23 protein-coding genes are annotated in these 23,114 nt (G+C 60.6%); 14 read left to right on the forward strand and 9 right to left on the reverse strand.

Annotated features, from left to right (window positions below):
• The first annotated feature begins 132 nt into the window (after window positions 1–132).
• The 8 genes from ACYG97_RS16710 (at window position 133) to ACYG97_RS16745 (ending at window position 6,753) form a co-directional block, all read left to right on the forward strand.
• Complete coding sequence (locus ACYG97_RS16710; RefSeq protein WP_023669872.1) at window positions 133–1,104, forward strand: LysR family transcriptional regulator; 972 nt, start codon at window positions 133–135, stop codon at window positions 1,102–1,104.
• Complete coding sequence (locus tag ACYG97_RS16715; protein ID WP_023804775.1) at window positions 1,101–2,570, forward strand: NAD(P)-binding domain-containing protein; 1,470 nt, start codon at window positions 1,101–1,103, stop codon at window positions 2,568–2,570. The genes ACYG97_RS16710 and ACYG97_RS16715 overlap by 4 nt, the downstream gene beginning before the upstream one ends.
• On the forward strand, window positions 2,567–3,049 hold the full coding sequence (locus ACYG97_RS16720; protein WP_023669870.1) for a CMD domain-containing protein: 483 nt from the start codon (window positions 2,567–2,569) through the stop codon (window positions 3,047–3,049). The genes ACYG97_RS16715 and ACYG97_RS16720 overlap by 4 nt, the downstream gene beginning before the upstream one ends.
• The gene (locus ACYG97_RS16725; protein WP_023669869.1) at window positions 3,046–3,609 is read left to right on the forward strand and encodes a peroxidase-related enzyme; all 564 of its coding nucleotides are present in this window, start codon (window positions 3,046–3,048) and stop codon (window positions 3,607–3,609) included. Before ACYG97_RS16720 ends, ACYG97_RS16725 begins: the two co-directional genes overlap by 4 nt.
• Window positions 3,610–3,666: 57 nt before the next feature.
• The gene (locus ACYG97_RS16730) at window positions 3,667–4,407 is read left to right on the forward strand and encodes an amino acid ABC transporter ATP-binding protein (protein WP_023669868.1); all 741 of its coding nucleotides are present in this window, start codon (window positions 3,667–3,669) and stop codon (window positions 4,405–4,407) included.
• A 24-nt stretch (window positions 4,408–4,431) separates the two neighbouring features.
• A complete protein-coding gene (locus ACYG97_RS16735; RefSeq protein ID WP_023669867.1) occupies window positions 4,432–5,259 on the forward strand; it encodes a transporter substrate-binding domain-containing protein in 828 nt (275 codons plus the stop codon).
• A gap of 67 nt (window positions 5,260–5,326) precedes the next feature.
• On the forward strand, window positions 5,327–6,043 hold the full coding sequence (locus tag ACYG97_RS16740; RefSeq protein WP_023669866.1) for an amino acid ABC transporter permease: 717 nt from the start codon (window positions 5,327–5,329) through the stop codon (window positions 6,041–6,043).
• A gap of 17 nt (window positions 6,044–6,060) precedes the next feature.
• Window positions 6,061–6,753, forward strand: coding sequence for an amino acid ABC transporter permease (locus ACYG97_RS16745; RefSeq protein WP_023669865.1), 693 nt, complete (start codon window positions 6,061–6,063; stop codon window positions 6,751–6,753).
• A 277-nt stretch (window positions 6,754–7,030) separates the two neighbouring features.
• Here the strand turns inward: ACYG97_RS16745 and ACYG97_RS16750 are convergent, their stop codons facing one another.
• From ACYG97_RS16750 to ACYG97_RS16775, 6 genes are read right to left on the reverse strand one after another with little or no spacing between them, the layout of a single operon-like run.
• Entirely contained in the window at window positions 7,031–7,468 is a 438-nt protein-coding gene (locus ACYG97_RS16750; RefSeq protein ID WP_050592897.1) for an oligopeptide/dipeptide ABC transporter ATP-binding protein, read from the reverse strand.
• Window positions 7,465–7,914, reverse strand: coding sequence for an acyl-CoA thioesterase (locus ACYG97_RS16755; RefSeq protein ID WP_023669863.1), 450 nt, complete (start codon window positions 7,912–7,914; stop codon window positions 7,465–7,467). Before ACYG97_RS16755 ends, ACYG97_RS16750 begins: the two co-directional genes overlap by 4 nt.
• On the reverse strand, window positions 7,911–8,846 hold the full coding sequence (locus ACYG97_RS16760) for a beta-keto acid cleavage family enzyme (protein ID WP_023713977.1): 936 nt from the start codon (window positions 8,844–8,846) through the stop codon (window positions 7,911–7,913). The genes ACYG97_RS16755 and ACYG97_RS16760 overlap by 4 nt, the downstream gene beginning before the upstream one ends.
• A gap of 31 nt (window positions 8,847–8,877) precedes the next feature.
• Window positions 8,878–9,984, reverse strand: coding sequence for an ABC transporter ATP-binding protein (locus ACYG97_RS16765; protein ID WP_031197590.1), 1,107 nt, complete (start codon window positions 9,982–9,984; stop codon window positions 8,878–8,880).
• Window positions 9,984–10,721, reverse strand: a complete 738-nt coding sequence (locus ACYG97_RS16770; RefSeq protein ID WP_023713979.1) for a GntR family transcriptional regulator — start codon at window positions 10,719–10,721, stop codon at window positions 9,984–9,986. The genes ACYG97_RS16765 and ACYG97_RS16770 overlap by 1 nt, the downstream gene beginning before the upstream one ends.
• A complete protein-coding gene (locus ACYG97_RS16775) occupies window positions 10,721–12,055 on the reverse strand; it encodes an aspartate aminotransferase family protein (protein ID WP_023713980.1) in 1,335 nt (444 codons plus the stop codon). Before ACYG97_RS16775 ends, ACYG97_RS16770 begins: the two co-directional genes overlap by 1 nt.
• A 121-nt stretch (window positions 12,056–12,176) precedes the next feature.
• On the opposite strand from ACYG97_RS16775, the gene ACYG97_RS16780 reads away from it, so the two are divergent.
• Genes ACYG97_RS16780 through ACYG97_RS16805 form a run of 6 tightly spaced genes read left to right on the forward strand, consistent with a single transcriptional unit; the run spans window position 12,177 to window position 18,243 of the window.
• Complete coding sequence (locus ACYG97_RS16780) at window positions 12,177–13,232, forward strand: ABC transporter substrate-binding protein (protein ID WP_023696855.1); 1,056 nt, start codon at window positions 12,177–12,179, stop codon at window positions 13,230–13,232.
• Between the two features lie 31 nt (window positions 13,233–13,263).
• Complete coding sequence (locus ACYG97_RS16785) at window positions 13,264–14,463, forward strand: ABC transporter permease (RefSeq protein ID WP_023686279.1); 1,200 nt, start codon at window positions 13,264–13,266, stop codon at window positions 14,461–14,463.
• Window positions 14,460–15,269: an ABC transporter permease gene (locus tag ACYG97_RS16790; protein ID WP_050588874.1), complete on the forward strand. Its 810-nt coding sequence runs from the start codon at window positions 14,460–14,462 to the stop codon at window positions 15,267–15,269. The genes ACYG97_RS16785 and ACYG97_RS16790 overlap by 4 nt, the downstream gene beginning before the upstream one ends.
• Entirely contained in the window at window positions 15,266–16,444 is a 1,179-nt protein-coding gene (locus tag ACYG97_RS16795; protein ID WP_023713984.1) for a M20 aminoacylase family protein, read from the forward strand. Before ACYG97_RS16790 ends, ACYG97_RS16795 begins: the two co-directional genes overlap by 4 nt.
• Window positions 16,444–17,877 (forward strand): NAD(P)/FAD-dependent oxidoreductase, encoded by a 1,434-nt coding sequence (locus tag ACYG97_RS16800; RefSeq protein WP_023804774.1) that lies wholly within the window; start codon window positions 16,444–16,446, stop codon window positions 17,875–17,877. Before ACYG97_RS16795 ends, ACYG97_RS16800 begins: the two co-directional genes overlap by 1 nt.
• A 3-nt stretch (window positions 17,878–17,880) precedes the next feature.
• Window positions 17,881–18,243, forward strand: a complete 363-nt coding sequence (locus ACYG97_RS16805) for an AraC family ligand binding domain-containing protein (RefSeq protein ID WP_023671808.1) — start codon at window positions 17,881–17,883, stop codon at window positions 18,241–18,243.
• A gap of 536 nt (window positions 18,244–18,779) precedes the next feature.
• On the opposite strand, the gene ACYG97_RS16810 is transcribed toward ACYG97_RS16805, so the two are convergent.
• The 3 genes from ACYG97_RS16810 to ACYG97_RS16820 all read right to left on the reverse strand — a co-directional run bounded on the left by ACYG97_RS16810 (window position 18,780) and on the right by ACYG97_RS16820 (window position 23,034).
• Window positions 18,780–19,934, reverse strand: coding sequence for a GNAT family N-acetyltransferase (locus tag ACYG97_RS16810; RefSeq protein WP_023696861.1), 1,155 nt, complete (start codon window positions 19,932–19,934; stop codon window positions 18,780–18,782).
• Window positions 19,931–20,923, reverse strand: a complete 993-nt coding sequence (locus ACYG97_RS16815) for a sterol desaturase family protein (RefSeq protein WP_023733400.1) — start codon at window positions 20,921–20,923, stop codon at window positions 19,931–19,933. Before ACYG97_RS16815 ends, ACYG97_RS16810 begins: the two co-directional genes overlap by 4 nt.
• Window positions 20,924–21,126: 203 nt before the next feature.
• A complete protein-coding gene (locus ACYG97_RS16820; RefSeq protein WP_031262106.1) occupies window positions 21,127–23,034 on the reverse strand; it encodes a heparinase II/III family protein in 1,908 nt (635 codons plus the stop codon).
• Window positions 23,035–23,114 lie beyond the last annotated feature (80 nt).

Genomic DNA, 23,114 nt, shown 5'->3' on the forward strand with positions numbered 1-23,114 from the left:
GCCATCAGCCGTTTCGATCAGGACTCCGGCTCTGAGCCGGCAAACGCCGCAACGACTATTAGTTTCCGCTTGACATATATCAAAAATGAATGAGACGATGTCAATCATACGAATTACGCATGTAGGGAGAACATGGAAACCCGGGACCTTCAGACCTTCCTTGCGGTTGCTGCCAGCGGCAGCATCACCAAGGCGGCTGACATGCTCGGGCGTTCCCAACCTTCGGTGACACGCACCATTCAGGAGCTCGAGGCCGAACTTGGCTTCGAATTGCTGCATCGGATCGGTCGACGGGTGCAGCTGTCTGAAGAGGGTGTCGCATTCGAGGAGGAAGCGCGGCGATTGTTGATGTCTTTCACCGAACTTGCAGCGCGGGCCAAGATGATCGCCGCCGGCCGTGGGCGGATCCTGCAGATTGTCACAACCTCCGCGATCGGCACCGGCTTGATCCCGGCGGCCCTGGCCGAGCTCAAGGGTGTCGAGCTTCCGCACGAGACGCATCTCGGGCAGTTTCTTCCCTCGATCGTCGCCCAGGAAGTGCGCAGCGGACGTGCCGAGATCGGGTTTTCAAGCCTGCCGCTCGATACGCCCGGTCTGGATGTCCTACGGCTCTATTCGGCGCCTGATGTTGCTGCCGTGCGGGAGGACGATGCGCTGGCTGAACTTGATGTCATACCGCTTTCGGCTTTTGCGGGTCGTCGCGTGGCTACGTTGCTCAATCCGCTGCGGTTTCAGTTGCATGTCGCCAAGGCACTCGCTGCCCGGGGCATCGACACCGGCCCGGTGATCCGGACCAATACTGCCTACGGCGCGTTGCAGATCGTGCGCCATACTGGTGTCGCGGCCGTCATCGATCCCCTCACGGCCTATGGCGTCGCCCTGCCTGGGGTCGTCATTCGCCCGATCGATGTAACCGTTCTCTTTTATTGGGGCGTTGTGGCTGCCTCAAAACGTCCCCTTCGCCCAGTCGCGCAGGCGCTGATGGATGCGGTCGAAGCGGTGGCTGAACGGTCGATCGTCGGTTTCAAGAAGCTCGATCCAGCTTTGGCCAGCCAATTGGTGAACGATCCCGCGTCGGGCACAAATAACGGAACTGGAATATGAAGCATACTCCCACCCCGGCAGCATCGACGGGCCTTGCCGCGTTGGAAGCCCAGCTTGCGCAGGATCTCGACTTTGTCGAGCTGCCCGCCAAGCCCTGGGTCCCCACACGCATGCATGAGGGCGCCCCGGTCCGTGATGTCGTGGTCATTGGCGCTGGCATGTGCGGACTTGCTGCCACGGCAAAGCTGGTGCTGGCAGGGATCACCAATGTCGTCGCCTATGATGCGGCGCCGGCTGGGCTCGAAGGACCGTGGATAACGTTTGCCCGCATGCAAACACTCCGGTCGCCGAAGACCCTGCACGGTCCGTCGCTCGGCTTGCCGCAATTGACGTTCCGCGCCTGGTTCACGGCGCAATGGGGCGTCGACGCCTGGCGGTCGCTGGACAAAATCCCCAAGGGCCAGTGGATGGATTACCTGGTCTGGTACCGCAAGGTTCTTGCTCTGCCTGTGCGCAACGGCGTGCGCATGACCGGCGTCGCACCGGTTGGTGATCTGATTGCGATCGATATCGAAGGCGCGGAATCCGGCCGGGTTCTCACCCGTCATCTCGTTCTGGCCACCGGCCGCTCTGGTCTGGGCGGTTTTGCCGTGCCCGATTTCCTCAGGGGCATCGATCGCGCTTATTGGGCCCATTCTGCGGACGAGATCGATTTCGACGCGCTGCAAGGTAAGCGTGTGGCGGTCATCGGCGCCGGTGCCTCGTCCATGGACAATGCCGCAACCGCACTCGAGGCGGGCGCCGGATCTGTGGACATGTTGATCCGGCGCAAGGAAATGCCGCGCATCAACAAGCTGACCGGAATCGGCAGTCCGGGTATTGTACTCGGCATGCATCAATTGCCCGATGCCTGGAAGTGGAAGTTCTTCGACTACACCGCCTCAACCCAGACGCCGCCGCCGCGTTCATCGACGCTTCGCGTTTCTCGCCACCCCAATGCCCGGTTCTTTCTCGACTGCGGCATCGTCGCGGTCACGGAAGATGCGGGAGGCCTGCTTATCGAAACCACCCAGGGGCTGATGCGCTACGACTTCCTGATCGCGGCAACCGGCTTTTCAAACGACTTCAACGGCCGCCCGGAATTTGCAGCCATCGCGCCACATATCCGCACCTGGTCGGATGGCCGATATACACCGGACATGGGGCCGGCGCGTGCAGGCATGTCCGATGCACCGGACCTAGGTCCCGCCTTCGAGTTTCGTGAGCGCGTCCCCGGCTCCTGCCCGATGCTGTCGCATATCCACTGCTTCAACGACGCCGCCATGCTGACGCACGGCAAGGTCTCCGGTGATATCCCAGCCGTCAGCGCGGGTGCCGACCGTTTGGTCCGCGGCATTGCCGCATCGCTGTTTGCCGAAGATGTCGAAACCCACTTCGCCAACCTGATCGCTTACGACACGCCCGAACTTCTGGGCGACGAATGGGTCGATTCAACACCCTTGTTGGAGAAGGAGGCCGCGCTGTGATCGACGCAATGGACAAGGCCGCCGGTCTATCACCGCACGATGCGCTTTTCAGCGCGCGTCGGTTTCGGCCTGAATTCGTGCTGGGGGCCGAGGAATGTCGCCTCTCCGTCCTGCAGCCAGCAAACGACCAAGGGCTTGCGCCTAATTTGCGGGTTGCTCTGGCCCGTCGCATGGCCGCTCTGAATGCCGATCCGGTCCTGATGGCCGAATTTGATGTGCAGCTGGCTCAGCTCGATCCGACTGAGCAGCTTCTGGCCTTAGCCCAGGGGGAAACGGATTTGGAAGAGCCATTGGCGACCATCGCACGTCATGTGGACCTGATTACGCTGACACCGAAAAAGGCGGAAGCGGGCCACATCGCCCTGCTCGCCCAAGCTGGATTGAACAATCCTCAGATCGTCGCCCTTTCCGAGCTCATCGCCTTCGTCAATTTCCAGACGCGGGTGGCAACCGGCCTGCGATTGTTGAGGACGGCATGATTTCCGCGGTGCGCCTGAAGCCATTGAATTGGCATCCGTACATAGCGCCGGTCGAGCTATCCGAGGCCACGCCGGAACAGCTTGAAGCGATGAAGGTCACGCCATCAGCCAAGAAAGTTTCGGAATATGTGCGCACCCTTGCGCATGACCCTGAGAGCTACCTTGCCCGCACCATCTTGTTCAACGCCATCATGTATGTCGAAGGCGGGCTTGCCCGCCCTGACCGCGAGCTTGGTGCATTAGGTGCGTCCATCGTCAATGGCTGCAAATTCTGCGCCGTTGTTCACGCCCGCAGGCATGCAGAGCTGACCAAGAACGACGAAGTGGTCACCGCGCTCTATCTCGATAAACCTGAAGCGCTCGGCCCACGCGATGCGGCAATCTACAGTTTTGCCCGCCGCCTGTCGGCGGCCCCGTCGGAAGCGACGGCAGACGATATCGCCGCGCTTCGATCAGTCGGCATGGACGACCGCGAGATTATCGACCTGATCCACGCCATATCGATCTTCGGCTGGGCAAACCGGCTGATGCACGTTCTCGGCCATGCGGAGAGCGGGTGATGATGTCGCATGCGGTCGAAGCAGTCCGTCTCACACTTTCCGAAGGGACAACCAGCAATGCTTGAACTCAAAGATGTAAAGCTGTCTTACGGAAGCACGCAGGTTCTGAACGGCGTCAATCTCTCGGTAAAGCGGGGTGACGTGGTTTCGATCATCGGCCCCAGCGGCACCGGCAAGACCACGTTGCTGAAATGCATCAACTACCTGGCCAAGCCGTCGTCAGGAACCATCGCGTTCGATCAGATCCGGATGGATTACCAGCGTGCCGACAAGGTCGCTGTCCAGGCGATCCGGTTGCGAACGGCGATGGTCTTTCAACAATTCAACGTCTTCAAGAACATGACGGTCCTGCAGAACGTGATGGATCCACTGGTCGTCGTGCAGCGCAAGTCCGCGGACGAGGCGCGGGAGATCGCCTTGCGGGAGCTCGAGCGGGTCGGCCTCACCCCGAAGCGAGACAGCTATCCCTCCCAACTGTCGGGCGGCCAGCTCCAGCGCACCGGCATTGCGCGCGCCCTGGCAGTTCGTCCCGACGTGATACTCTTCGATGAGCCTACGTCATCGCTGGATCCAGAACTCGTCGGTGAAGTCCTGAAGGTGATCAAGGACGTCACCTCGTCAGGGATCACTTCGCTGCTTGTGACCCACGAGATGCAATTCGCAAGGAACATCTCCAACCGGATCGTCTTCATGGACCGTGGCGTGGTCGCCGCCGATGGCAGCCCGGCTGATATCTTCGACGCGCCTTCCAGCCCACGACTTGCTCAATTCCTGCAGTCAGAACTCGCTTTTCAATAATCCAACAACAAGGGAACCTAAGAAATGTCTGTAATCACATCCCGCTTTTCCCGTCGTCATGCCCTGGCTGTCGTCGGCGGCATCGCAATAGCCCTTGCAACCGCAGGAGTCAGTTATGGTCAGACCGTTCGGACAATCAAGATCGCGACGTCTGCCGAATCCAAGCCGCTGGCATGGGGCGCGATCGGCGTCGAGCCGCAAGGCTATGAGCCCGATCTCCTGAGGGCGATCAACGCAAAGCTGCCGCAATACAAGTTCGAGATGGAAGGTGTCTCTGACATCGCGCAGGAAACTGGCCTCGCCACGGGCAAGTACGACATCGCGGTGGGTGGCTACTACAAGTCGCCCGAGCGCTCCAAGCAGTTCTTCATTCCGGAAAATCCCATGGGCGCCAGCCTGATGAAGATCTACAGCAAGAAAGACAGCGGCATCAAGGAAATGAAAGACCTGGTCGGCAAGAGGATCGTTCCGACCACGGCCGGCGGTGGAACCTACAAGTTCATCATGAACTGGCAGAAAGAAAACCCGCAATACAAGCTCGATGTCACGGCATCGAGTGCAGGCATTCCCTACCCGAACCGGCTGGACGAAGTTCAGAACGGCAAGTTCGACGCTCTCGTCTTGCCGTCCAATCTCGGTGAGCAGACCGTCATCGAGCAAAAGAAACTCGATATCGTGGCGTCCGAACCAGTGTTCAGCAACAACACCTACATGCTGATCCACAGATCAGACGAGAACAAGGTTCTGGCTGACGATGTGAACAAGGTTCTCAAGGAATTGAAAGACGACGGCACGATCGAGAAGCTCTCGCAGAAGTGGTTCGGCGAGGGCATCGTCCAGTACATGAAATAGCACGGCCGTTGAGGGCCATATTCGCTAGTCAGCGGCAAGGCTGAATTGCAAGAAGGAGCGTTTCAAAGTGGATGTATCTGCTATGATTCCCGAGTTGCTAACGGCACTGCCGCTGACGCTCGCCATCACGTTTACGGCCCTCATTTCCGGGTTCTGTCTGGCTCTCATCGCGACAACACTCCGTGTTCGCAGGGTGCCACTGATCAGTCACCTGGTGGACCTCTACGTGTCCTATGCCCGGAGCGTTCCTGTCGTCCTGCAGCTGTTCGTCGCGTTTTATGGGCTTCCGCTGTTGGTGATCCTGTTCGGCGCCAAAGATTTTATTTCGCCGACGATGGCTGCCATGGTGGGGTTGAGCCTCTACCATGGAGGATATCTGTCGGAAGTCATGCGGCCTGCATATCTTGCCGTCGATCGCGGCCAGCACGATGCGGCCGATAGCCTTGGATATACGTTCCGGCAGAAAATTACTCGCGTCGTCGGCCCGCAAGGGGTGCACTTCGCACTACCGGGCTACGGGAACTCCGTCATCTACCTGATCCATAACGTTGCGCTGGTCATGTACATCGGCGCCGCCGACGTCATGGCGACTGCGCATTTGATCATGGAGCGCGACTACAACCAGTTCCAGTTCGAAACCTACCTCGTCCTGGCGGTCATCTATTCGCTGATGTGCCTGGTCGCATGGCTCATCGTGCGCTTCTTCGAGCTTCGATCACCGATGCAAGCGCCAGAGGCAACGACAACAACTCAGATCAAGAACGAGCTCCTCGCGAGCGTCTGACGTAAGGGTATTCAACCATGTTTGATACCGATATTTTGCTCCAGGACACGCAGGAAATTCTGAGTGCCGTACCCGTGACCGTTGGAATGGCACTCTTGATTTTCGTCCTGTCGACGATAGTCGGCAGCATATTCGCGCTGATCGAATACAGACGGGTGCCGGTTCTGCGAGAGCTCATCATGACTTACAAGATCGTCTTCAAGGGCGTTCCAATGGTCATCGTGATTTTCCTCGCCTATTTCGGTCTGCCGCCCGCATTCCAGTTCCTGTTCTCGTTGCTCGGGATCAACTTCAACGCTCACGAAACCCCCAATTGGGTCATTCTTGTCGTTGCGATTACCGGCTGTGTCGCCGCGTTCCAATCCGAGATTATCAAGGGAGCCCTGAATGCATTCGACACCGGTCAGTCGGACGCGGCCCATTCGCTCGGCTATACGGGCGGCCAACTGTTTCGACGTATCCTGTTTCCCCAGGTGGCCCTCACGGCAATTCCCGACCTGACGACTTCGATGATGGTCATCATGAAGGCGCTTTCTCTCGGATTCGCCATCGAGGTCGTCGATATCTTCGCCCAGTCCCAGCTGACCGCCGCCCTGAACTACTACTACCTCGAAGCCTTCGTGATTGCCGTCGTGATCTACATGGTGATTGCCTATATCGTCACACAGATTGCCGACAGGCTGGAGCAGGCGTTGAGGGTGCGGACGTGAGGCGAATGTGGGATAGAATCGTCAAGCTTCGGATATCGAGCCGCACCTGGGAGGCAATTCTTTCGGGGATGAAAAGCTTGAGGAGAAACCCAAGTAGCCGATGCATGTACCGCTGAATGCCGACTGAAGCACCGATCGCGCCGACGCAACGTTGCGACTGTGCCGACCAGAGGAATCCGGTCTCCGGCTACTGGCATGGAGATCCCCAAGCCGTATTCGGCGCCGCGAGTACGCATCAATATTGGAGAACCTGGGCCTCTCCGTCTCCCACGCCGGTTTATCCGACTTGTCTCACGTCGTATTCCTGCAGGATACCCGCTTTGATCCGACCAGCGAAATGACAACTTGCGAGATTCGATTCCGACAAGCTGTTGACCGGAGGCGATGTCTCACAAACACTTTGCACGGCAGGGCAGCGCGTACGAAAACGGCATCCGGTCGGCGGATTCACAGGGCTTGGCACATCTCCCTTTAGAATGATCCGCTGACGTTCGCGCTCCTCAACTGGATTTGTCGACGGGACCGCGCTGAGCAGCGCCTGTGTATACGGATGTGCGGGCTGGCTATAGAGCGCGCCGCTCTCACCTTCTTCCATGACGCGGCCGAGATACATCACGTAGACGCGCTGTGCGGCCTGGCGAACGATGGCCAGATCGTGCGCAATGAGAAGACATGACATTCCGAAATCATCGCGCAGCTTCAGAAACAGGTTCATGATCTGCGCTCTGACCACGCATGCGCATCGGCTTCACCCCTCGGGAGATTTGCGCTCGCTTGTCGGGCCTTGCCTTCGATCTCGATCTTGCTCCGCGCTTGAAGATCGAAGCGCACCGTTACGGTGCGCATGCGTGCATGCAGCACATCGTCCAGCGTGCCGCGCATTTCATGCAGATAGGTCAGAGACGACTTCCCAACCTTTTCGACAACCGAGCGAATGGTGACCAAGGTTCCAACCGCGGTTTCGTGCGCATAGTCGATCTCCATCCTGACGTCCGCCCAGCCGAGAGTCGGCGTTAGATTGGGAGCGGCAATCCTGCCCAGCAGTTGAAAGCTGGCATCATCGAACATGGCGACGTAGTGACGAACGTTGAGATGGCCCATCGCGTCGCACATCCAAGGGTGCACGACGCCGACATAGGTTTCAATGCCGGGCGCGGTCAAAACCCGACCTCGTTGCCACCCTTGAGATCCAGCAGCTGCCGCGCCTCTTCGGGCGTCGCTATTTCAAGCGAGAGTTCGCCAAGGATTCGCTTGATCTTGGCGACCTGCTCGGCATTGCTCTTGGCAAGCGCGCCCTTGCCGACATAGAGACTGTCTTCCAGCCCAACCCGCACATTGCCGCCCATGATCGCTCCCATCGTGCAAAGGTTCATCTGATGCTTGCCGGCTGCAAGGATCGACCAGAGATAGTCGTCTCCGAACAGTCGCTCCGCCGTCCTGCGCATATGCATCATGTCTTCGGGGTCAGAGCCGATTCCACCTAGAAGTCCGAAGATCGTCTGGACGAAAAGCGGTGGCTTCAGCAGCTTGCGGTCGAGAAAGTGCGCCAGCGTGTAGAGGTGACTGACATCATAGCACTCGAACTCGAACTTCGTCCCATAGGCCTGGCCGACCTCGACGATGATGCGCTCGATCTGCTGGAACGTGTTGGAGACGATGCCGTTCTTGGTGTCCTCGAGATAAGGCTTTTCCCAGTCGAACTTCCATTCGGTGTATTTTGGCGCGATGTGGTGCAAGGCAAAATTCATCGACCCCATGTTGAGCGAGCAGAGTTCGGGCTTGGCGGCATGAGCGGCTTCGAGACGTTCGTCGAGCGTCATCTTGAGGCCGCCGCCGGTAGAAATGTTCATCACCGCGTTGGTTTGCTGCTTGATGCGCGGCAGGAAGTCCATGAAGAGCTTGGGATCGGGGGTCGGTTTGCCCGTCTCGGGGTCGCGGGCATGCAGATGGATCACCGAGGCGCCAGCTTCGGCTGCGCCGACGGCGGCATCGACGATCTCTGACGGCGTTATGGGCAGATGCGGGCTCATCGTCGGCGTGTGGATCGAGCCGGTGACCGCACAGGTGATGACGACTTTCGGCGATTTCTTCATGGTTAGAGTCTCCCTTGTCTGCCTTTTGTTGTTATCTATCGAGCGCGAGGCAATCCTCACGACCACAGCCCAGCCGGATCGCCGTACCTGGATCGAGCTTCGGCTGAGACGATGAAGTGGCTAGCTTGACGATGAATTTCTGGCCGCTCGCGGTCGCGGCGACGAGCCGGACATGATCGCCGACGTAGATTGATTGAACGACCGTCGCCGGAATCTCGTTGAGCGCCGTGACGCCGTCCTGCAGAACGGACAGGCGCTCGGGCCTTATCGACAGCGTCACCCTGACACCCGCAGAAAGCGCAGCACCGCAGGACATGGCGTTCAACACAACGTCGCCGTCGTCGAGGCGGACGGATACGCCGCCATCCTCGCTCCCGGCCAGCACGGCACCCAACATGCGGTTGCTCTCGCCGATGAAACTTGCGACAAAGCTCGCCGCGGGACGCTCGTACAGTTCGCGCGGCGTCGACAGTTGCTCGATGCGGCCGGCGCTGAACACTGCGATCCGGTCCGACATGGTCAGCGCTTCAGTCTGGTCGTGCGTGACGTAGACGAAGGTCACGCCCAGCCGGGCGTGAATATCCTTGATCTCGAACTGCATCTGCTCGCGCAGCTGCTTGTCGAGGGCGCCAAGCGGTTCGTCCATCAAGACAAGATTTGGTTCGAAAATCAGGGCCCGGGCAACCGCCACGCGTTGTTGCTGCCCGCCCGAAAGCTGCGCTGGCCGCCGATTGCCGAATTCGGGCAACTGGACCATGTCGAGAACGTTCCCGACACGTCGCCTGACCTCCTCGCGGCCAAGTTTGCGGACCTCGAGCGGGAAAGCCAGATTTTCGGCGACCGTCATGTGCGGGAAAAGCGCGTAGTTCTGGAACACCATGCCGATGCCGCGACGATTGGCGGGAACGTTGTCGATGCGCTGACCGTCAATGAGAATTTCGCCCTCGGTCGTATCTTCGAATCCTGCCAGCATCATCAACGCCGTCGTCTTGCCGGACCCGGAAGGGCCTAGCAGCGTCAGGAATTCGCCGCGCATGATTTCCAGGTCGAGCTGGCGCACCGCTTGGACCGCATGCCCGTAGCGCTTGCTGACGCCGCGAAACTCGACGTGAACCGGCCCACGCGGAGATCCGCCCATCACCGAGCCTGCGCCTTCGGATCACGGCGCACCGAAGTCGAGCGCTTTCGAGCAGGCTGCGCCTCAGCCGCCGCCGCGGCGCGAAGAATGATGTCGGCGGCCTCGCGCAGATCGGCCACCAAGGCCTTGCGCGCAGCCGCGCCATCGGCGCGACGCAGCGCCGCGAGCATTTCGTCGTGATGGTCCAGGCCCAGGCCGTAGGTCACGTCCGAGCGGACGATGTTCAAAAACGGTCCTGCCTGCAGCCACAATTTCTCGATGATCTGCTGGATGAGAGGTGACCGCGCGGCATGGTACATCGTGAAATGGAACCGCCTGTTCAGGCCGAGATAGTTAGCCATGACGTTGCTCTCGACGCACTCGCGCATCAGGCTGTTCAGCTTCGCCAATTCATCGAGTTCTTCGGGCGTGATGGTCGTCGCAGCCCATTCGGCCGCGGTCCCTTCGACGCTGCAGCGCACACGCACGAGATCCGAAATACGCGCCACCGTGGCCTCGGGGACGATGACGCCCCGGTTTGGGTGGTCGAACATCGCCTCGTCGCTGACGAGTTGCCGCAAGGCCTCGCGCACCGGCATGGCGCTGGTCCGGTACTGTTCGGCAAGCTGTCGCACGACCAGTCTTTGGCCGGGCAGGAAGTCACCGTTCATCAGTGCTTCCTTCAAGCCCGTATGGACACGAACATGAGCTGTCTTTTGCGCGGCCGAGCCGGCGGTGGCATCCTTGCGATCGAGCATCAGTTTGTCCGGCGGGGCAGTATTTTGAGGTTGCTCGACAGGAAATCGTCGAATGCGGCGGCGAAGCCGTCGAGTTCGGCGTCGCCAAATGGCAGTGACAACGCCAGCATGCCGCGCGGCGTCACGTAGTACCCTCGCAACAGCATCTCGATATGCCACAGCGCAATCACCGATGGATCGGCATCGTCGAGCCGCGCCGGCTTGTCCACCGGCCCCCTGACGAAATGCAGGTTCATCAACGACCCGCGCCCTATGACGATGCCCTCGACGCCATGTCGTTCAAGGGAGACGTTCATCGCTTCACGCAAGCGATCGCCGCGCGCATTGATGGCGCGGCTCGCCTCTTGCGTCAGCACCTGCGTCAGACCGGTGAAACCAGCAGCCATGCTGAGAATATTGTTGTTGAACGTCCCGCCATGCGAGAACGCACCAGGCAAAGCCGGATCGAAGCGGTCGACGAGGTCGGCGCGTCCACCGAATGCGCCAAAACTCGCACCGCCGCCGATGTACTTTCCGAGCGTCACGAAATCGGGAAAAATTTCATGCGCACCATGGAGCGCTCGATAGTCGAGGCGCGAGGTCATGACCTCGTCGAAGATCAGCAGCGCGCCGGTCTCCTTCGTCGCTGTGCGCAGCGCCTGCAGGAACTCGCGTGTCGCCGGGATGCAGCCGCCGCCGCCCATCATCGGTTCGACGATGACGGCGGCAAGCTCGTCGCCCTGTTCCTTGATGAGCGCCACGGCGCCTGCACTATCGTTGTAGTCGGCGAAAACAAAGGGGAAAGGCAAATTGAGCGGTGAGCCGCCATGCGCAAAAGTCAGTACGCCGCCGTGATAGCCTTCCCGGAAGGCGAGTATCTTCGAACGCTTCGTGATGGCGCGAGCGGCGGAAATCGCCATGATGTTCGCCTCGGTGCCCGAGTTGCAGAAGCGCACGCGCTCGATGGCTGGAAAACGCTCGACCACCGCCGCTGCCAGGCGCGCCTCGTAGCGGTTGGGTGCACCCAGCATGATGCCGCCCTGTATGACGTCCACAAGGGCCGCCGAAATCGCCTTGTCGGAGTGGCCGTAGAAGCCGGCGCTGTATTCCGAGACCAGGTCGACATAGGTATGGCCGTCCAGATCGGTCACCCTGCAGCCCTCGCCGGAGACGAACGAAACAGGGAATGGCGGGTACCAAAGTACAGCCCTCGTATTGCCGCCCGGCAACGATGCCGCGGCCTCGTTCTGACGCGCCAGGCTGTTTGGGTTGGCGTCAGCGAAACACTGTCGCGCCTCGTCCAGAACAGCAGCGAGACTGACATTGGCGCGCACGTCTCTAGTGCCTTGCAGCATTCGATCAAATCCCCTTGTCTTTTTAACTTTTTTGCACCCTATCGCAAATTCCTGTTGCTAATCAATCCATTTTGCGTTTGAAATTTGATCAAATCCGCAACGATAAGAAAGGGGAACTGCGATGAGGACTTATCTGCAAGCCGTATCTGCCGCCGCTATCTGCCTCGCGACCTCGACTTTTGCCGCGTCCGCGGCCGATCCCGTCACGGTGGTCGGCTGGGGTGGTACATGGGACAAGGCCTACAAGGATGGAGTCTGGGACAAGTATACCGAAAAGACGGGCGTCCCGATCATCATGGAAGAGTGGGGCGGCGAGGTCGCCAAGGTGCGTGCCCAAGTGCAGGCGGGCAACATTACCTACGACGTCGTCTCGGTGGAAGCGCCCGCCATGGAGGTCGGCTGCGCCGAAGGCCTGTTCGTCCCGCTGACGCCCGAGATCACCGGCGACGCGGCGAATTATCTCCCAGGCACCCTGCATGAATGCGGTGTCGCGTCCGACACATGGGCAACGGTTCTTGCCTACAACACCGATGTCTATAAGGGCGACGCCGCGCCAAAGAGTTGGGCGGACTTCTGGAACGTCGAGAAATTTCCAGGAAAGCGCGGCCTCTACCAGCAAGCGCAGTTCACGCTGGAAAACGCGCTCATGGCCGACGGCGTGAAACGCGAGGACATGTACAAGGTGTTGGCCACGCCGGAAGGTGTCGACCGGGCTTTCGCCATGCTCGACAAGATCAAGCCGAACGTCGTCTGGTGGTCCACCACGACGCAGGGCATCCAGAACCTCGACAGCGGCGAAGTGACGCTCAGCGACGCGTTCAATGCACGCATCACCAACGAAGCCATCAACGAGAAGAAGCCCTACGCCATCGCGTGGGACGCCGGCTTCTTCTACGGCACCGACTACTGGGCCGTGGTGAAGGGCGCACCGCACCAGCAAGGCGGGCTGGATCTCCTCAAGTGGTTCTCCATCCCTGAAAACCAGGCCGGCTTCTCCAAGCTCTATGCCTATGGCACCGGCCGCAAGGAAGCCGCCGACCTCATTCCCGCGGACTGGAAGGCCAACCTGCCGACGTCGCCGGAGCACCTCCAGTACGGCGCCGCCTATGACAACGACTTCTGGACCGAGCACAAGGAAGCGTTGGAAGAACGCTTCAAGGCCTGGCTCGCGAAGTAACTTGGGCATGTTGGTCGGGACAAAACCGGCTATGAAGCGACGCCAACGGGGCGGCATGCTCGCCCTGTTGACGGCTCCGCTTATATTATTCGTCGTCATTCTGTTTCTGTGGCCGGTGGCGCGCTTCCTCGCTCTGGCCGTCGACAACTCGGATTTCTCGAACAACCTGCCGCGCACCATTGCCGCTCTTGCCGGCTGGAAAGCAGAGAGCGGCCTGCCTGGCGAACCCGTCTTTGCAGCACTCGTCGAGGACCTGGCCGACGCGCGGCGCGCCGGGAAGGAAGGCGTCCTGGCGCAACTCGTGAACCAGCGCGTTGTCGGTAGCCGTTTCCTCGTCATCAAGACGGCAAAGGATGCGGCCGACGGCAAGCTCGGCATGCGCCCCGTGCGCGACGAGGTGCTCGCCAAACAGGCCGGCTGGAAAAACATCGATCTCTGGCAGGTCATAGCGCGTCAGCAAAGCGCGCGAACGGACTATTATCTGCTTGCGAGCCTCGACCTGAAGCGCGGCGCGGACAATTCGATCGAAGCCGTTTCGGCCGACCGCGCCATCTTCGTCGACGCGCTGCTGCGTACGATCTGGATCAGCATCGTGGTGACGGTCATCTGCGCGGTGCTCGCCGTGCCGCTGGCGCAGGCGATCGTCAGCGCGCCGCCTGCCTGGTCGAAGCTGATGTTCGCGCTGATCCTGTTTCCGCTCTGGACATCGCTGCTGGTGCGCACCGTCATCTGGATCATCGTGCTGCAGAAGAACGGTCCCGTGAATTCCACACTGCTCGGATTGGGTATCGTCAGCGAACCCCTCGACCTCATCTACACCCGCTTTTCGCTGTATCTGGCGATGGTTCAGGTTCTGCTGCCCATGATGGTCCTCTCCGTCGTCGCCGTCATGCGGCGGGTTCCGACCACCTACATGCGCGCGGCGCTGTCGTTGGGGGCGCCGTGGCTCACGGCGTGGCGCCGCGTCCAGTTGCCGTTGATCCTGCCCGGGATCCTGTCCGGCGGGGCGATCGTTTTTGTCTTCGCGCTCGGCTATTACATCACCCCGACGCTTGTCGGCGGGCCGACAGACCAGATGATCTCCAGCTACATAGCCTTCTACACCAACAGCACGCTGAACTGGGGCATGGGCGCAGCGCTTTCCCTGCAACTGCTGATGATCCTCGTATTGTTTGCGTTCCTGTTCTGGACGGCATCCGTCCTCTTCCGCAGCAAGGCGCATGTCGCATGAGCGCCGACCGCTTCCGGAAAGGGCTGATGTATGCCTATGCGGCGACGTTGCTGGCTTTCATGATCCTGCCCCTGCTGATCGTGGTCCCCATGTCGCTGACCTCGAGCAATTCGCTGGCATTTCCGACGCCGGGCTGGTCGTTGCGCTGGTATGCCGAACTGTGGATCGACGAGCGCTGGCCGAACGCGCTGTGGAACTCGGTCGTCATCGGGCTATCCACCACGGTTCTGGCTTTGCTGCTCGGAATACCTGCGGCGATCGGGCTCGCCTGGGGTGATTTTGCCGGGAAACGGATCCTCTACGCGATCATCGCCGCGCCTTTGGTGACGCCGGTCGTCATCGTCGGCGTCGCGGCCTTTTCATTCTTCGCCACGCTGGGACTCGTTGGCAACAAGCTATCAATCATTCTGGTGCACACGGCGATGGCCGTGCCTGTGATGCTAACCACCGTCGTCGCCAGTCTTTCGACCTTCGACCGGACGTTGGTTCGTGCGGCGGCATCGCTGGGCGCCGGCGCCATGCGCACCTTCTTCAAGGTGGTGCTGCCGCTGATAGCGCCGGGCGTCGTTACAGGGGCCATCATCGCCTTCATCATTTCTTTCGACGAAGTCGTCGTCGCAAGCTTCCTCTCGACGGGCGCGGAGCGAACCTTGCCCCGCATGATATTCTCCGGGGTGCGCGAGTCCATCAGCCCTGCCATCGCGGCTGTCGCCGTGCTGCTGATGGCTTTCTCGGCGATCCTGCTTGGGCTCATCGCTATCCTGCAGAGCCGCTCGCAAGCTCTCCGCGCAAAGGCATCGGCATGAAACTGGTTCCGCCGGTGCAGCAACTCGAGACCGAGATGACGGCGTGGCGGCGGCATCTCCATGCCAATCCCGAGCTCGGTTTCGAAGAGTTCGAGACGGCCCGTTTCGTGGCGGACAAACTGCGCGCGTGGGGCATCGAGACGACCGAAGGCGTCGGACGCACAGGTGTCGTCGGCACGCTCAGGGGCAGGCTTGGCGCTGGTCGCAGCCTTGGCATCCGCGCCGACATGGATGCCCTGCCGATGACTGAGGCACGGCCGCTGGCGCATGCGTCCCGCACCCCCGGGCGGATGCATGGCTGCGGCCATGACGGCCATACCACTATGCTGCTCGGCGCAGCCTCGGCGCTTGTTCGCTCGCCCGACTTCGCCGGCACGGTGCATTTCATCTTCCAGCCGGCCGAGGAGGGTCGAGGTGGGGCGCTTGCCATGCTGAACGAGGGCCTTTTCGAGCGTTTCCCCTGCGATGAAGTCTACGCGCTGCACAATTGCGAACGGCCGCTCGGCGAGATCGCCGTCCACCGCGGAACGGTGGCCGCGGGGGCCGATCGCTTCGAGATCGTCGTCCACGGAAGGGGCGGCCATGCGGCGATGCCGCATCTGGCGATCAATCCACTCCCCATCGCCGCGCGCATCCTGCTGGCAATCGAAGCCCTGCCCGGCCGCGTCACCGATGTGCATTCTCCCGCAATCGTCACCGTTGGCAGCCTGCGCGCAGGCGAAGCCTTCAACACCATCCCCGATACGGCGTTTCTGACCGGCACCGTGCGCACCTTCGACCACCAGGTTCAAAAGGCGCTGGAGACGGCAATCCGCCGCATCGCGAAAAACGAAGCTGAAGCTTTTGGCGCCGGCGTCGACCTCCGCTACGAAACGCCCTTCGCACCGACGATAAACACTGCGGCGCAAGCCGACGCGATGATCGCGATTGTGAACGAGGTGATGGGACCGGCAAGTCTCGTCATCGATCCGCCTCCCGAGATGGGTTCTGAAGATTTCTGCTACATGCTGGAACAGCGGCCCGGCTGCTATTTCCTGCTCGGCCAGGCCGACGATGCGCACCAGGCCGCGGCTCACGACACCAACTACGATTTCAACGACGCAATCCTGCCGATTGGCGCGAGCCTTTGGGTCAGGCTCGTGGAGCGCCGCCTATCAGCCAGAGGCGCATCGTGATGCAACTGACGGAAAAGGACATCGTCTGGCGAAGCCATTGGCTGCGGCAGGCCCTGCCCGAGGACCCAGACCTTGCGCCTCCGCTCGAAGAGGCGACGCAGGCTGACATCTGCATCGTCGGCGGCGGCTATCTGGGCCTGTGGACCGCTATACGCCTCAAGGAGCACAATCCCGCCTTCGATGTTGTCATCGTCGAGCGCGACATTTGCGGCGGTGGCCCGAGCGGCCGCAACTCCGGCATGGTGCTCTCGGCATGGACGAAATACAGCGCGCTCGCCGCGCTGCGCGACGGAAACGATGCACTTTCGATCATCAAGGCATCCGAAGCCGCAATCCGCGGCATCGAGGCTTTCTGCAAGGCCGAGGGAATAGACAGCTGGTTTGATCGCATCGGCTGGATCTGGGGTGCGACGTGCGAAGCCCAGCTTGGCGCCTGGGACGACGCGTTGAACAAGCTGGCGGCGCATGGCTACGTGCCGGCGCGACGAGTTTCGCGCGACGAGATCGCAGCGATAGCCGGCACGACGAGCCACCTCGGCGGCGCGTTCGATGCGTCGTCGGCAACCGTGCATCCCGGTTTCCTCGTGCGCGGCCTGCGCCGGGCAGCACTAACACGCGGCGTGCGCATCTATGAAAAGTCGCCGATGACGCGGTTTTCGCGCGACGGCACGCTCAAGGTGGAGACGGGGAGAGGCACTGTGTCCTGCGGCAAGATTGTGCTTGCCATGAATGCATGGTCCGGCGCCATTCGAGAACTGGCGCCGGCAATCTTCAACATCTCCAGCGACGACGCCATGTCAAAACCCATTCCAGACCTTCTCGACAAGATCGGCTACCGCCGCGCGCCGCTGATGATCGATTCCCGCGTTTTCGTCGGCGGTTGGTCGCCGACGCGCGATGGTCGGCTGTCTGTCGGCGTCAGTGGCGGCGTCATCGGCCTCGGCGGCATCGTCGACAGGCGGTTTCATGGTCTATCGCCACGGGTCGCCGACATGCGCCGCGCGTTGCGGGATGGTCACCCGGCGCTCGCCGACTTTCCGCTCGATACATCATGGAACGGCCCGATCGATCGGACCGTCAGCGGCGTGCCACTGTTCGGCGCCCTGCCCGCCAACCGCGACATCGTCTACGGCTACGGCTTCTCCGGCAACGGCACGACGATGGCCTATCTCGGCGGCAAGATCCTGACCGGCCTGTTGACCGGCGGCGAATCCGAGCTCACCCATTCGGCGCTCGTGCGCCCAGTGACGCGAGGCTTCCCATCCGAACCATTCCGGTTCGTCGGCGCGCATTTCGTTCGTGGCGCGGTGCGGCGGCGCGACGATCTCGAACATGCCGGCCGAAAACCCGACCTCTTGACCAGATGGCTCGCGGGACTGGCCCCGTCCGGCGTCACCCCTTCGAAAGCCAACCTCCGCGCAAGGAAAGGATAAACGGTGTCCAAGGCCAAGATCTTCAAGCACAGCGAATTGACCCTGAAGCCGTCGGTCACACCGACTGGCACATCCTCGATTGCCCGCGTCATCAATGCCGATATAAGTCGGACCATGGGCGGCGGCATCGAGTATCTCGAGAACGCCTCGATCGACTGGACCGTGACCTACGACGAGGTGCTGTTCATCCACGAGGGCACCTTGACGATCGAACTGGACGACGGTCGCCATGAGTGCAATCCCGGCGATATCGTCTGGCTGCCAAACGCCACCCACCTGAAATACATCGCCACCGAGCGTACCGGCTATTTCTATTGCCTTTACCCGTTCGACTGGGCAGCGCGGCAGGGAACGGTAGAACCCTGAACTGACAGGCACTCCTTTTCCATGCGTTGGCCATCCGCAGCGCAGTTCCGAACCCGGGGCGTCCAGACATCGACTCCGGCTCACACTCCTTGGGTTGTCACGTTCATCATATGTCATGCTGGCGCGCATGTCTGGCGGGAGATTGCAGCGACACAGCTCAGCCGCAGCACCTAAGCAGGAACCGGTAGTTCGACGAGTGGGCGGAAAGGCGGTAGCGCTCTCCCGCTACCAGCCTACCTAAGCTACTGAAATCATAGTAAAAACGCCGACCTATGGTAGCGCCCTGTCCGAAAAAATCTTCAATGATTCTCAGGACCTAGCCTGCTACCGTTGTGACGCCAACGAACGTGTTGCAACGCTTCGCAGACGACAAACTGCGCCTCGAGAGACGTGATTTGCGGGAATTGAAGTCTGCACCTGCGGACCCATTCGGTCCCAATTCCGAGGCGCAATCGACGCGGATTTTCGAATGGCGCGCCCATGTCGCACGCCAGCCCTCAACGCTCGGCGGCTTATGCCCAAGTTATCCAGCTAAATTAAGCAGTCTCATCGGGCGGGCGCTCTGGATTCGCCGACGCCAATCCGCGTGAGCGTACGCGGATCGTCTGACAGATACGATCAGCGAGAGAAGCGAGCGCGCCCTGCACAGTGCGTGCCCCAAGAACGGATTGGAGGGTAACGGCCTGTGTTGCAAACCTATGTTTGAAGGCCTCTCCGCCACAGAGGAAATCGACCAATCCCAAGCCGTGATCAAACGACCACTGTATATACTCCGTAATCAGGACCGCACCCGGCGACGCTCGGCTAAAGTCAGGGTCGTAGGTGGTAACGAATGCCATCATGACGTTGTGCTGGACGATGTTGATGGAAACCGCGACCATCGCACCATTGCATTCAAGTACGAAAATGCGCAGCACACCGGCGCGTGACAGCGCGTCCACCAGGGCGGCAAGAACCGGCTCGCCCTCTTCGAAAAGGTCGGATTCACGCGTGTGCTTTTCCAGCCATCTGCGCTTCAGCGCCGACAGTCGCTCCAGCAATGGCTGCAGCGGCTCGTCGGCCGACAGGAGGCGGAATTTCACTTCGCCTGTTTCTTCCAGTATCTTGATGCCGCGCCGATAGTTCTGGCGCATCTTTTTCGGCTGGTCCGCCAGCCATGCTGCTCCGCTGGCCCACTGTCCAGCGACGCGATAACTGACTTCCTCCCGGTGATTGGCGCGAAGCTTGACGCCGCTGGAAGAGCCCGGTGTAAAAATCCTGCGGGCTGCCGCATCCGGCGACAGACGATTGATAAAAGCAAGATCGAAGCCACCCGCCGAACAGATCCGGTTCCAGAGGTTCTGGAGGGCCGATAGGGAGCATTCCGGCGCGACAAGAATATCACCATAGTCCGTATAGCTATTGGCGGCCCATTCGAGGAGCCGAAGTCCTTTTCGTCTGCCGATCGCCAGGGGAATGACAGCGACCAGCCTGTCATCGCTCCATACCAGGCCGATCCGCAGCGAGCGCCGGTCGCGGTCACGCACGGTGCTCCACCATGCCGAAACCCAGGCATGGCTCTGAAAGATCAGTGCATGGGTACGATGCCATAGGTCTACCCATTCGGCTTCGATGGCGGCCAGGCGATCCGTCGAACTGACGATTTCCAGTCGCTCCGCACCAACAGCGTCAATCGAAGCCATTTTGTTCATGGTTGGAGACGGTCCTGCGGCTGCGCGACATCGATGCGCTTTTGAAAAAGTCGCATGATATGGTTTGCCATTTTCTTGAGCGGCAGCACGTAAAGTCCGAAAAGCGACTGATAGTCGCGTACGTCGCGATCTATCAGTCCAAACTTGAGGTCTTCGTCCGGATCCGGGATGAACTGCGTTCCGAATATGCGATCCCAGAATGAAAAAAGCAGCCCGAAATTCTTGTCGTAGTGGCGAGGGTCGACGCTGTGATGCACCTGGTGCCAGTGCGGACACAAGATGACGCCGTTCAACCGGCCGAAGGAAATCTTCAGATGCGTGTGGCGAACAAAGTCCATCATGAGAATGTTGCGAATGACATAGACGTTGATGCCAAATATGGCGATCTCGGCCGGATTAAGCGCAATCAGGCTCCACAAGCCGAAACTGATCCCCGGTATGACGCCGTCCCAGATCCGGTTCATCAAATCGTCCAGGGGGTGAACCCGGTCCTTGGTGATCCCAACCATCACTTCGGCCGAATGATGCACCTTGTGCAATTCCCACAGGAACGGAAAACGGTGCTGGGCAACGTGATAGAGGTAGTAGGAGATATCGTAAGCAACGAGCATGGTTGCGGTGAAAAGGATGATCGTCACTGGACCGGCGGGGCCGGGTATCAGCGGTTGCGAGACGCTGAAGAGCCAGCCGACTGCCTGGTTTGTTGCATATCCCGTGGCGGCAACGAAGGTGACACCGGCGGGAATGAGCAGGAAGGGCATCACCAGCCTTTTCGTGATCCAGAACAATGCGTCCGCTCGCGCGGATGGGTGCATGATGACTTCCGCGGGAAAGGCGAAGTCGAAAAAGTCCCGGAAGGATTTCTGTTCGACCGTTCGCCAGTAGGCGACCACCGCGCTCCCCAGCGCCGTGAGCAACAGGAGACCGAGTGTCAGCAGATTGATGTGTGAGAGTTTTTCCACGATCACTCTGGCGAATTCCGAAAACATCGATGCAGTGGCTCCTAGGTGGTGAAATGGCGATCCGGCTCGTCGCGAAGCACATATTGCCAGGCCCAGCATATGCTGCCCGCAACTGTGTATCGGGATGCGACTGGCAAAACAATCATGGCCAAATTAGCAGATCAACGGTGTCAAAACCGCTAAATATCTGAACGTAATTAATGTCGAACGCTGCGCCTGCAACCTGCCCGTTATCGGGTCTGCGGCGGACTTGGCGCGAGCCGGATGACTACTCCCTTTTCGCCTACTTGGCCACGCCATGCGAGGCGTTCGGCTGGCTGCCTTGCACCAAAACGCGGCGAAACCCAGCCGCCCTGGCCCGGTGTGTCGCCGCCGGAACGGATGTGGATCGCTGCGTCTGGAAAGTGGATAGTCATCAAAGGTTCAGCGCCGCGCAATACCGTGACAATGTTTCCATCCCTGTTGGCGTGGAGGTCGGCGGCGAGTTGGAAGACGATCTCAGCGACGCGGCTGCCGCCGAGCAGTTGGTCGGTCACGAGGATGCCGTCGCCATCGCGTGTCACGGCGCGTTGATGCACAACGCCGAAGCGGCCTTTGTACCCGTCATGTCGGGCACACAGCCTCCAGTGCGGCCCCGGCTCGCTCTCCACCAATGTCGCAACCGCCTTGTGCGACCAGTTGAACGCCCCGGAGATGATGCTTTGGCTTTTACCCTCTAGGTTCAGCGTGTTGTGCGCCGGCGTCGAGCGGAACCAGTCGCGCCAGCCTCCCCCCGAACCATAGAGCCATGTGCCGGGGTCGACAAGCACCGGATCGCCGTCAATGCACAGGGTGAGCGACAGCGCGTCGGCATGACCGTGCGCCGCTATCGAAAGGTAGCCCAGCGGGCCGTGGTCGTATGTCAGATGGACGTTGCGACCATTCATCTCGCCGCGCCAGACGGAGAGCCCGCCTTGCGTGAATGTATGCAATCCATTCGGCACCGGCGCCGGCCGCGGTGGCGCGCCGAAGAAAAGCGCGCGAAAATCGCCAGGCTCCGGTGCGCTGCCCGGCATCCGTAGAAAACCATGGATGGCGGCCGCGACCGATCCGACATAATCGGTTTCGCCCCCCAGCGTGATCACGCGGCCTTCATCATTGTCGCCGAAGCCGCTGGTTTTCGGCGGGAGCCAGCCTGCGAAGTTGGCGAAAGCGGCCAAACGCGCTTCGACGGGCTGAGGAAAAGGCAGTCCCGCCTGGCGCGCCGCCGCAGCGCACAACAGGAAAAGCTCGGCACTGAAGGCGGCGTAGGTCGGGGTCTGCTCAGCCCCGGCGCCATCGGCCAGGATCTGTTTGAGCACCTCAGCCAGGAGCGACTCGCGAGCTACCTCGGCCCCGAAAGCCAGACCGATCAGATATTGGCCAGCCAGTTCCGCGACGAGATGGTTGTTGGCGGACGAAAAACGGGAGGGAAACCGCGGCAGCCAATAGGCGCTTGCCGCCAGTATTTCACCGACTTTTTCTCGCGTCGCCGCGCCAAGCCGGTCGCCGACGAGGTCGAGCGTGACAATCAGGCTGATGGCTCGTAGCGCGACCTCGATGCCCGAGGCCCAGCCAACGCCCCGAAATGGTGGGTTGGCGAAATGCCAGCTCTCGATCGCCGCCTCGATGGCCGCACGGGATTGATCATCGCCGGTGAGAAGCAGATGGGCAGCCAGTGGCGGCAGTTGCTGCAGCCGGTTGATTTCCCAGACATATTTTACATCGCCACGGCCGGTGGCATGGCGAAAATCGATATCGAAAGTATGGGTCTTGGGGCCTGGCCAAAGCCGGCCGGTCACCGGATCAAGGCGCCAGAGCTCGGGTGGAAAGAGAGTATAGGGGTCTCGCTGTGGCCAGGTCTGGCCAAGTGCTGAAAACTGGCCCCGAAGAGTGTTTTGCGCAGCCGCCTCGATGGCTTGCCGCTGGGCTGGTGTCGCAGCGGCCGGCACAGCATTCCGCAATCCGTGCAGCACCGGGTGCAACTGCGGCGACGCATAGCGCTGCCAGCCGTTGTCGCGGCGGCGCGAAACGGTCCTCCGGCGCTGCTCGTCCAACCGATGCAATATCTCGGCCAACTCCATGCTGCGCAATCGGTTGAAATACCACCCGACCCTCATCCGCGCTCCGCCAAGATTTTGATCCTCATACACCATCCCGTTTCGAAAAAGCGTGTGGCGGCATCCTCTTTTCCGTTCCC

The sequence above is a fragment of the Mesorhizobium sp. W067 genome, from assembly GCF_054719525.1.

Coding starts and splice junctions, on each gene's coding strand:
- ACYG97_RS16810 (WP_023696861.1), bottom strand. CDS start 19,934: ATGAACAAAATGGCTTCGATTGACGCTGTTGGTGCGGAGCGACTGGAA.
- ACYG97_RS16765 (WP_031197590.1), bottom strand. CDS start 9,984: ATGGGCGGATCTCCGCGTGGGCCGGTTCACGTCGAGTTTCGCGGCGTC.
- ACYG97_RS16730 (WP_023669868.1), top strand. CDS start 3,667: ATGCTTGAACTCAAAGATGTAAAGCTGTCTTACGGAAGCACGCAGGTT.
- ACYG97_RS16725 (WP_023669869.1), top strand. CDS start 3,046: ATGATTTCCGCGGTGCGCCTGAAGCCATTGAATTGGCATCCGTACATA.
- ACYG97_RS16745 (WP_023669865.1), top strand. CDS start 6,061: ATGTTTGATACCGATATTTTGCTCCAGGACACGCAGGAAATTCTGAGT.
- ACYG97_RS16815 (WP_023733400.1), bottom strand. CDS start 20,923: ATGTTTTCGGAATTCGCCAGAGTGATCGTGGAAAAACTCTCACACATC.
- ACYG97_RS16780 (WP_023696855.1), top strand. CDS start 12,177: ATGAGGACTTATCTGCAAGCCGTATCTGCCGCCGCTATCTGCCTCGCG.
- ACYG97_RS16775 (WP_023713980.1), bottom strand. CDS start 12,055: ATGCTGCAAGGCACTAGAGACGTGCGCGCCAATGTCAGTCTCGCTGCT.
- ACYG97_RS16790 (WP_050588874.1), top strand. CDS start 14,460: ATGAGCGCCGACCGCTTCCGGAAAGGGCTGATGTATGCCTATGCGGCG.
- ACYG97_RS16785 (WP_023686279.1), top strand. CDS start 13,264: ATGAAGCGACGCCAACGGGGCGGCATGCTCGCCCTGTTGACGGCTCCG.
- ACYG97_RS16820 (WP_031262106.1), bottom strand. CDS start 23,034: ATGAGGGTCGGGTGGTATTTCAACCGATTGCGCAGCATGGAGTTGGCC.
- ACYG97_RS16795 (WP_023713984.1), top strand. CDS start 15,266: ATGAAACTGGTTCCGCCGGTGCAGCAACTCGAGACCGAGATGACGGCG.
- ACYG97_RS16710 (WP_023669872.1), top strand. CDS start 133: ATGGAAACCCGGGACCTTCAGACCTTCCTTGCGGTTGCTGCCAGCGGC.
- ACYG97_RS16735 (WP_023669867.1), top strand. CDS start 4,432: ATGTCTGTAATCACATCCCGCTTTTCCCGTCGTCATGCCCTGGCTGTC.
- ACYG97_RS16750 (WP_050592897.1), bottom strand. CDS start 7,468: ATGAACCTGTTTCTGAAGCTGCGCGATGATTTCGGAATGTCATGTCTT.
- ACYG97_RS16800 (WP_023804774.1), top strand. CDS start 16,444: ATGCAACTGACGGAAAAGGACATCGTCTGGCGAAGCCATTGGCTGCGG.
- ACYG97_RS16770 (WP_023713979.1), bottom strand. CDS start 10,721: ATGCTCGATCGCAAGGATGCCACCGCCGGCTCGGCCGCGCAAAAGACA.
- ACYG97_RS16760 (WP_023713977.1), bottom strand. CDS start 8,846: ATGAAGAAATCGCCGAAAGTCGTCATCACCTGTGCGGTCACCGGCTCG.
- ACYG97_RS16715 (WP_023804775.1), top strand. CDS start 1,101: ATGAAGCATACTCCCACCCCGGCAGCATCGACGGGCCTTGCCGCGTTG.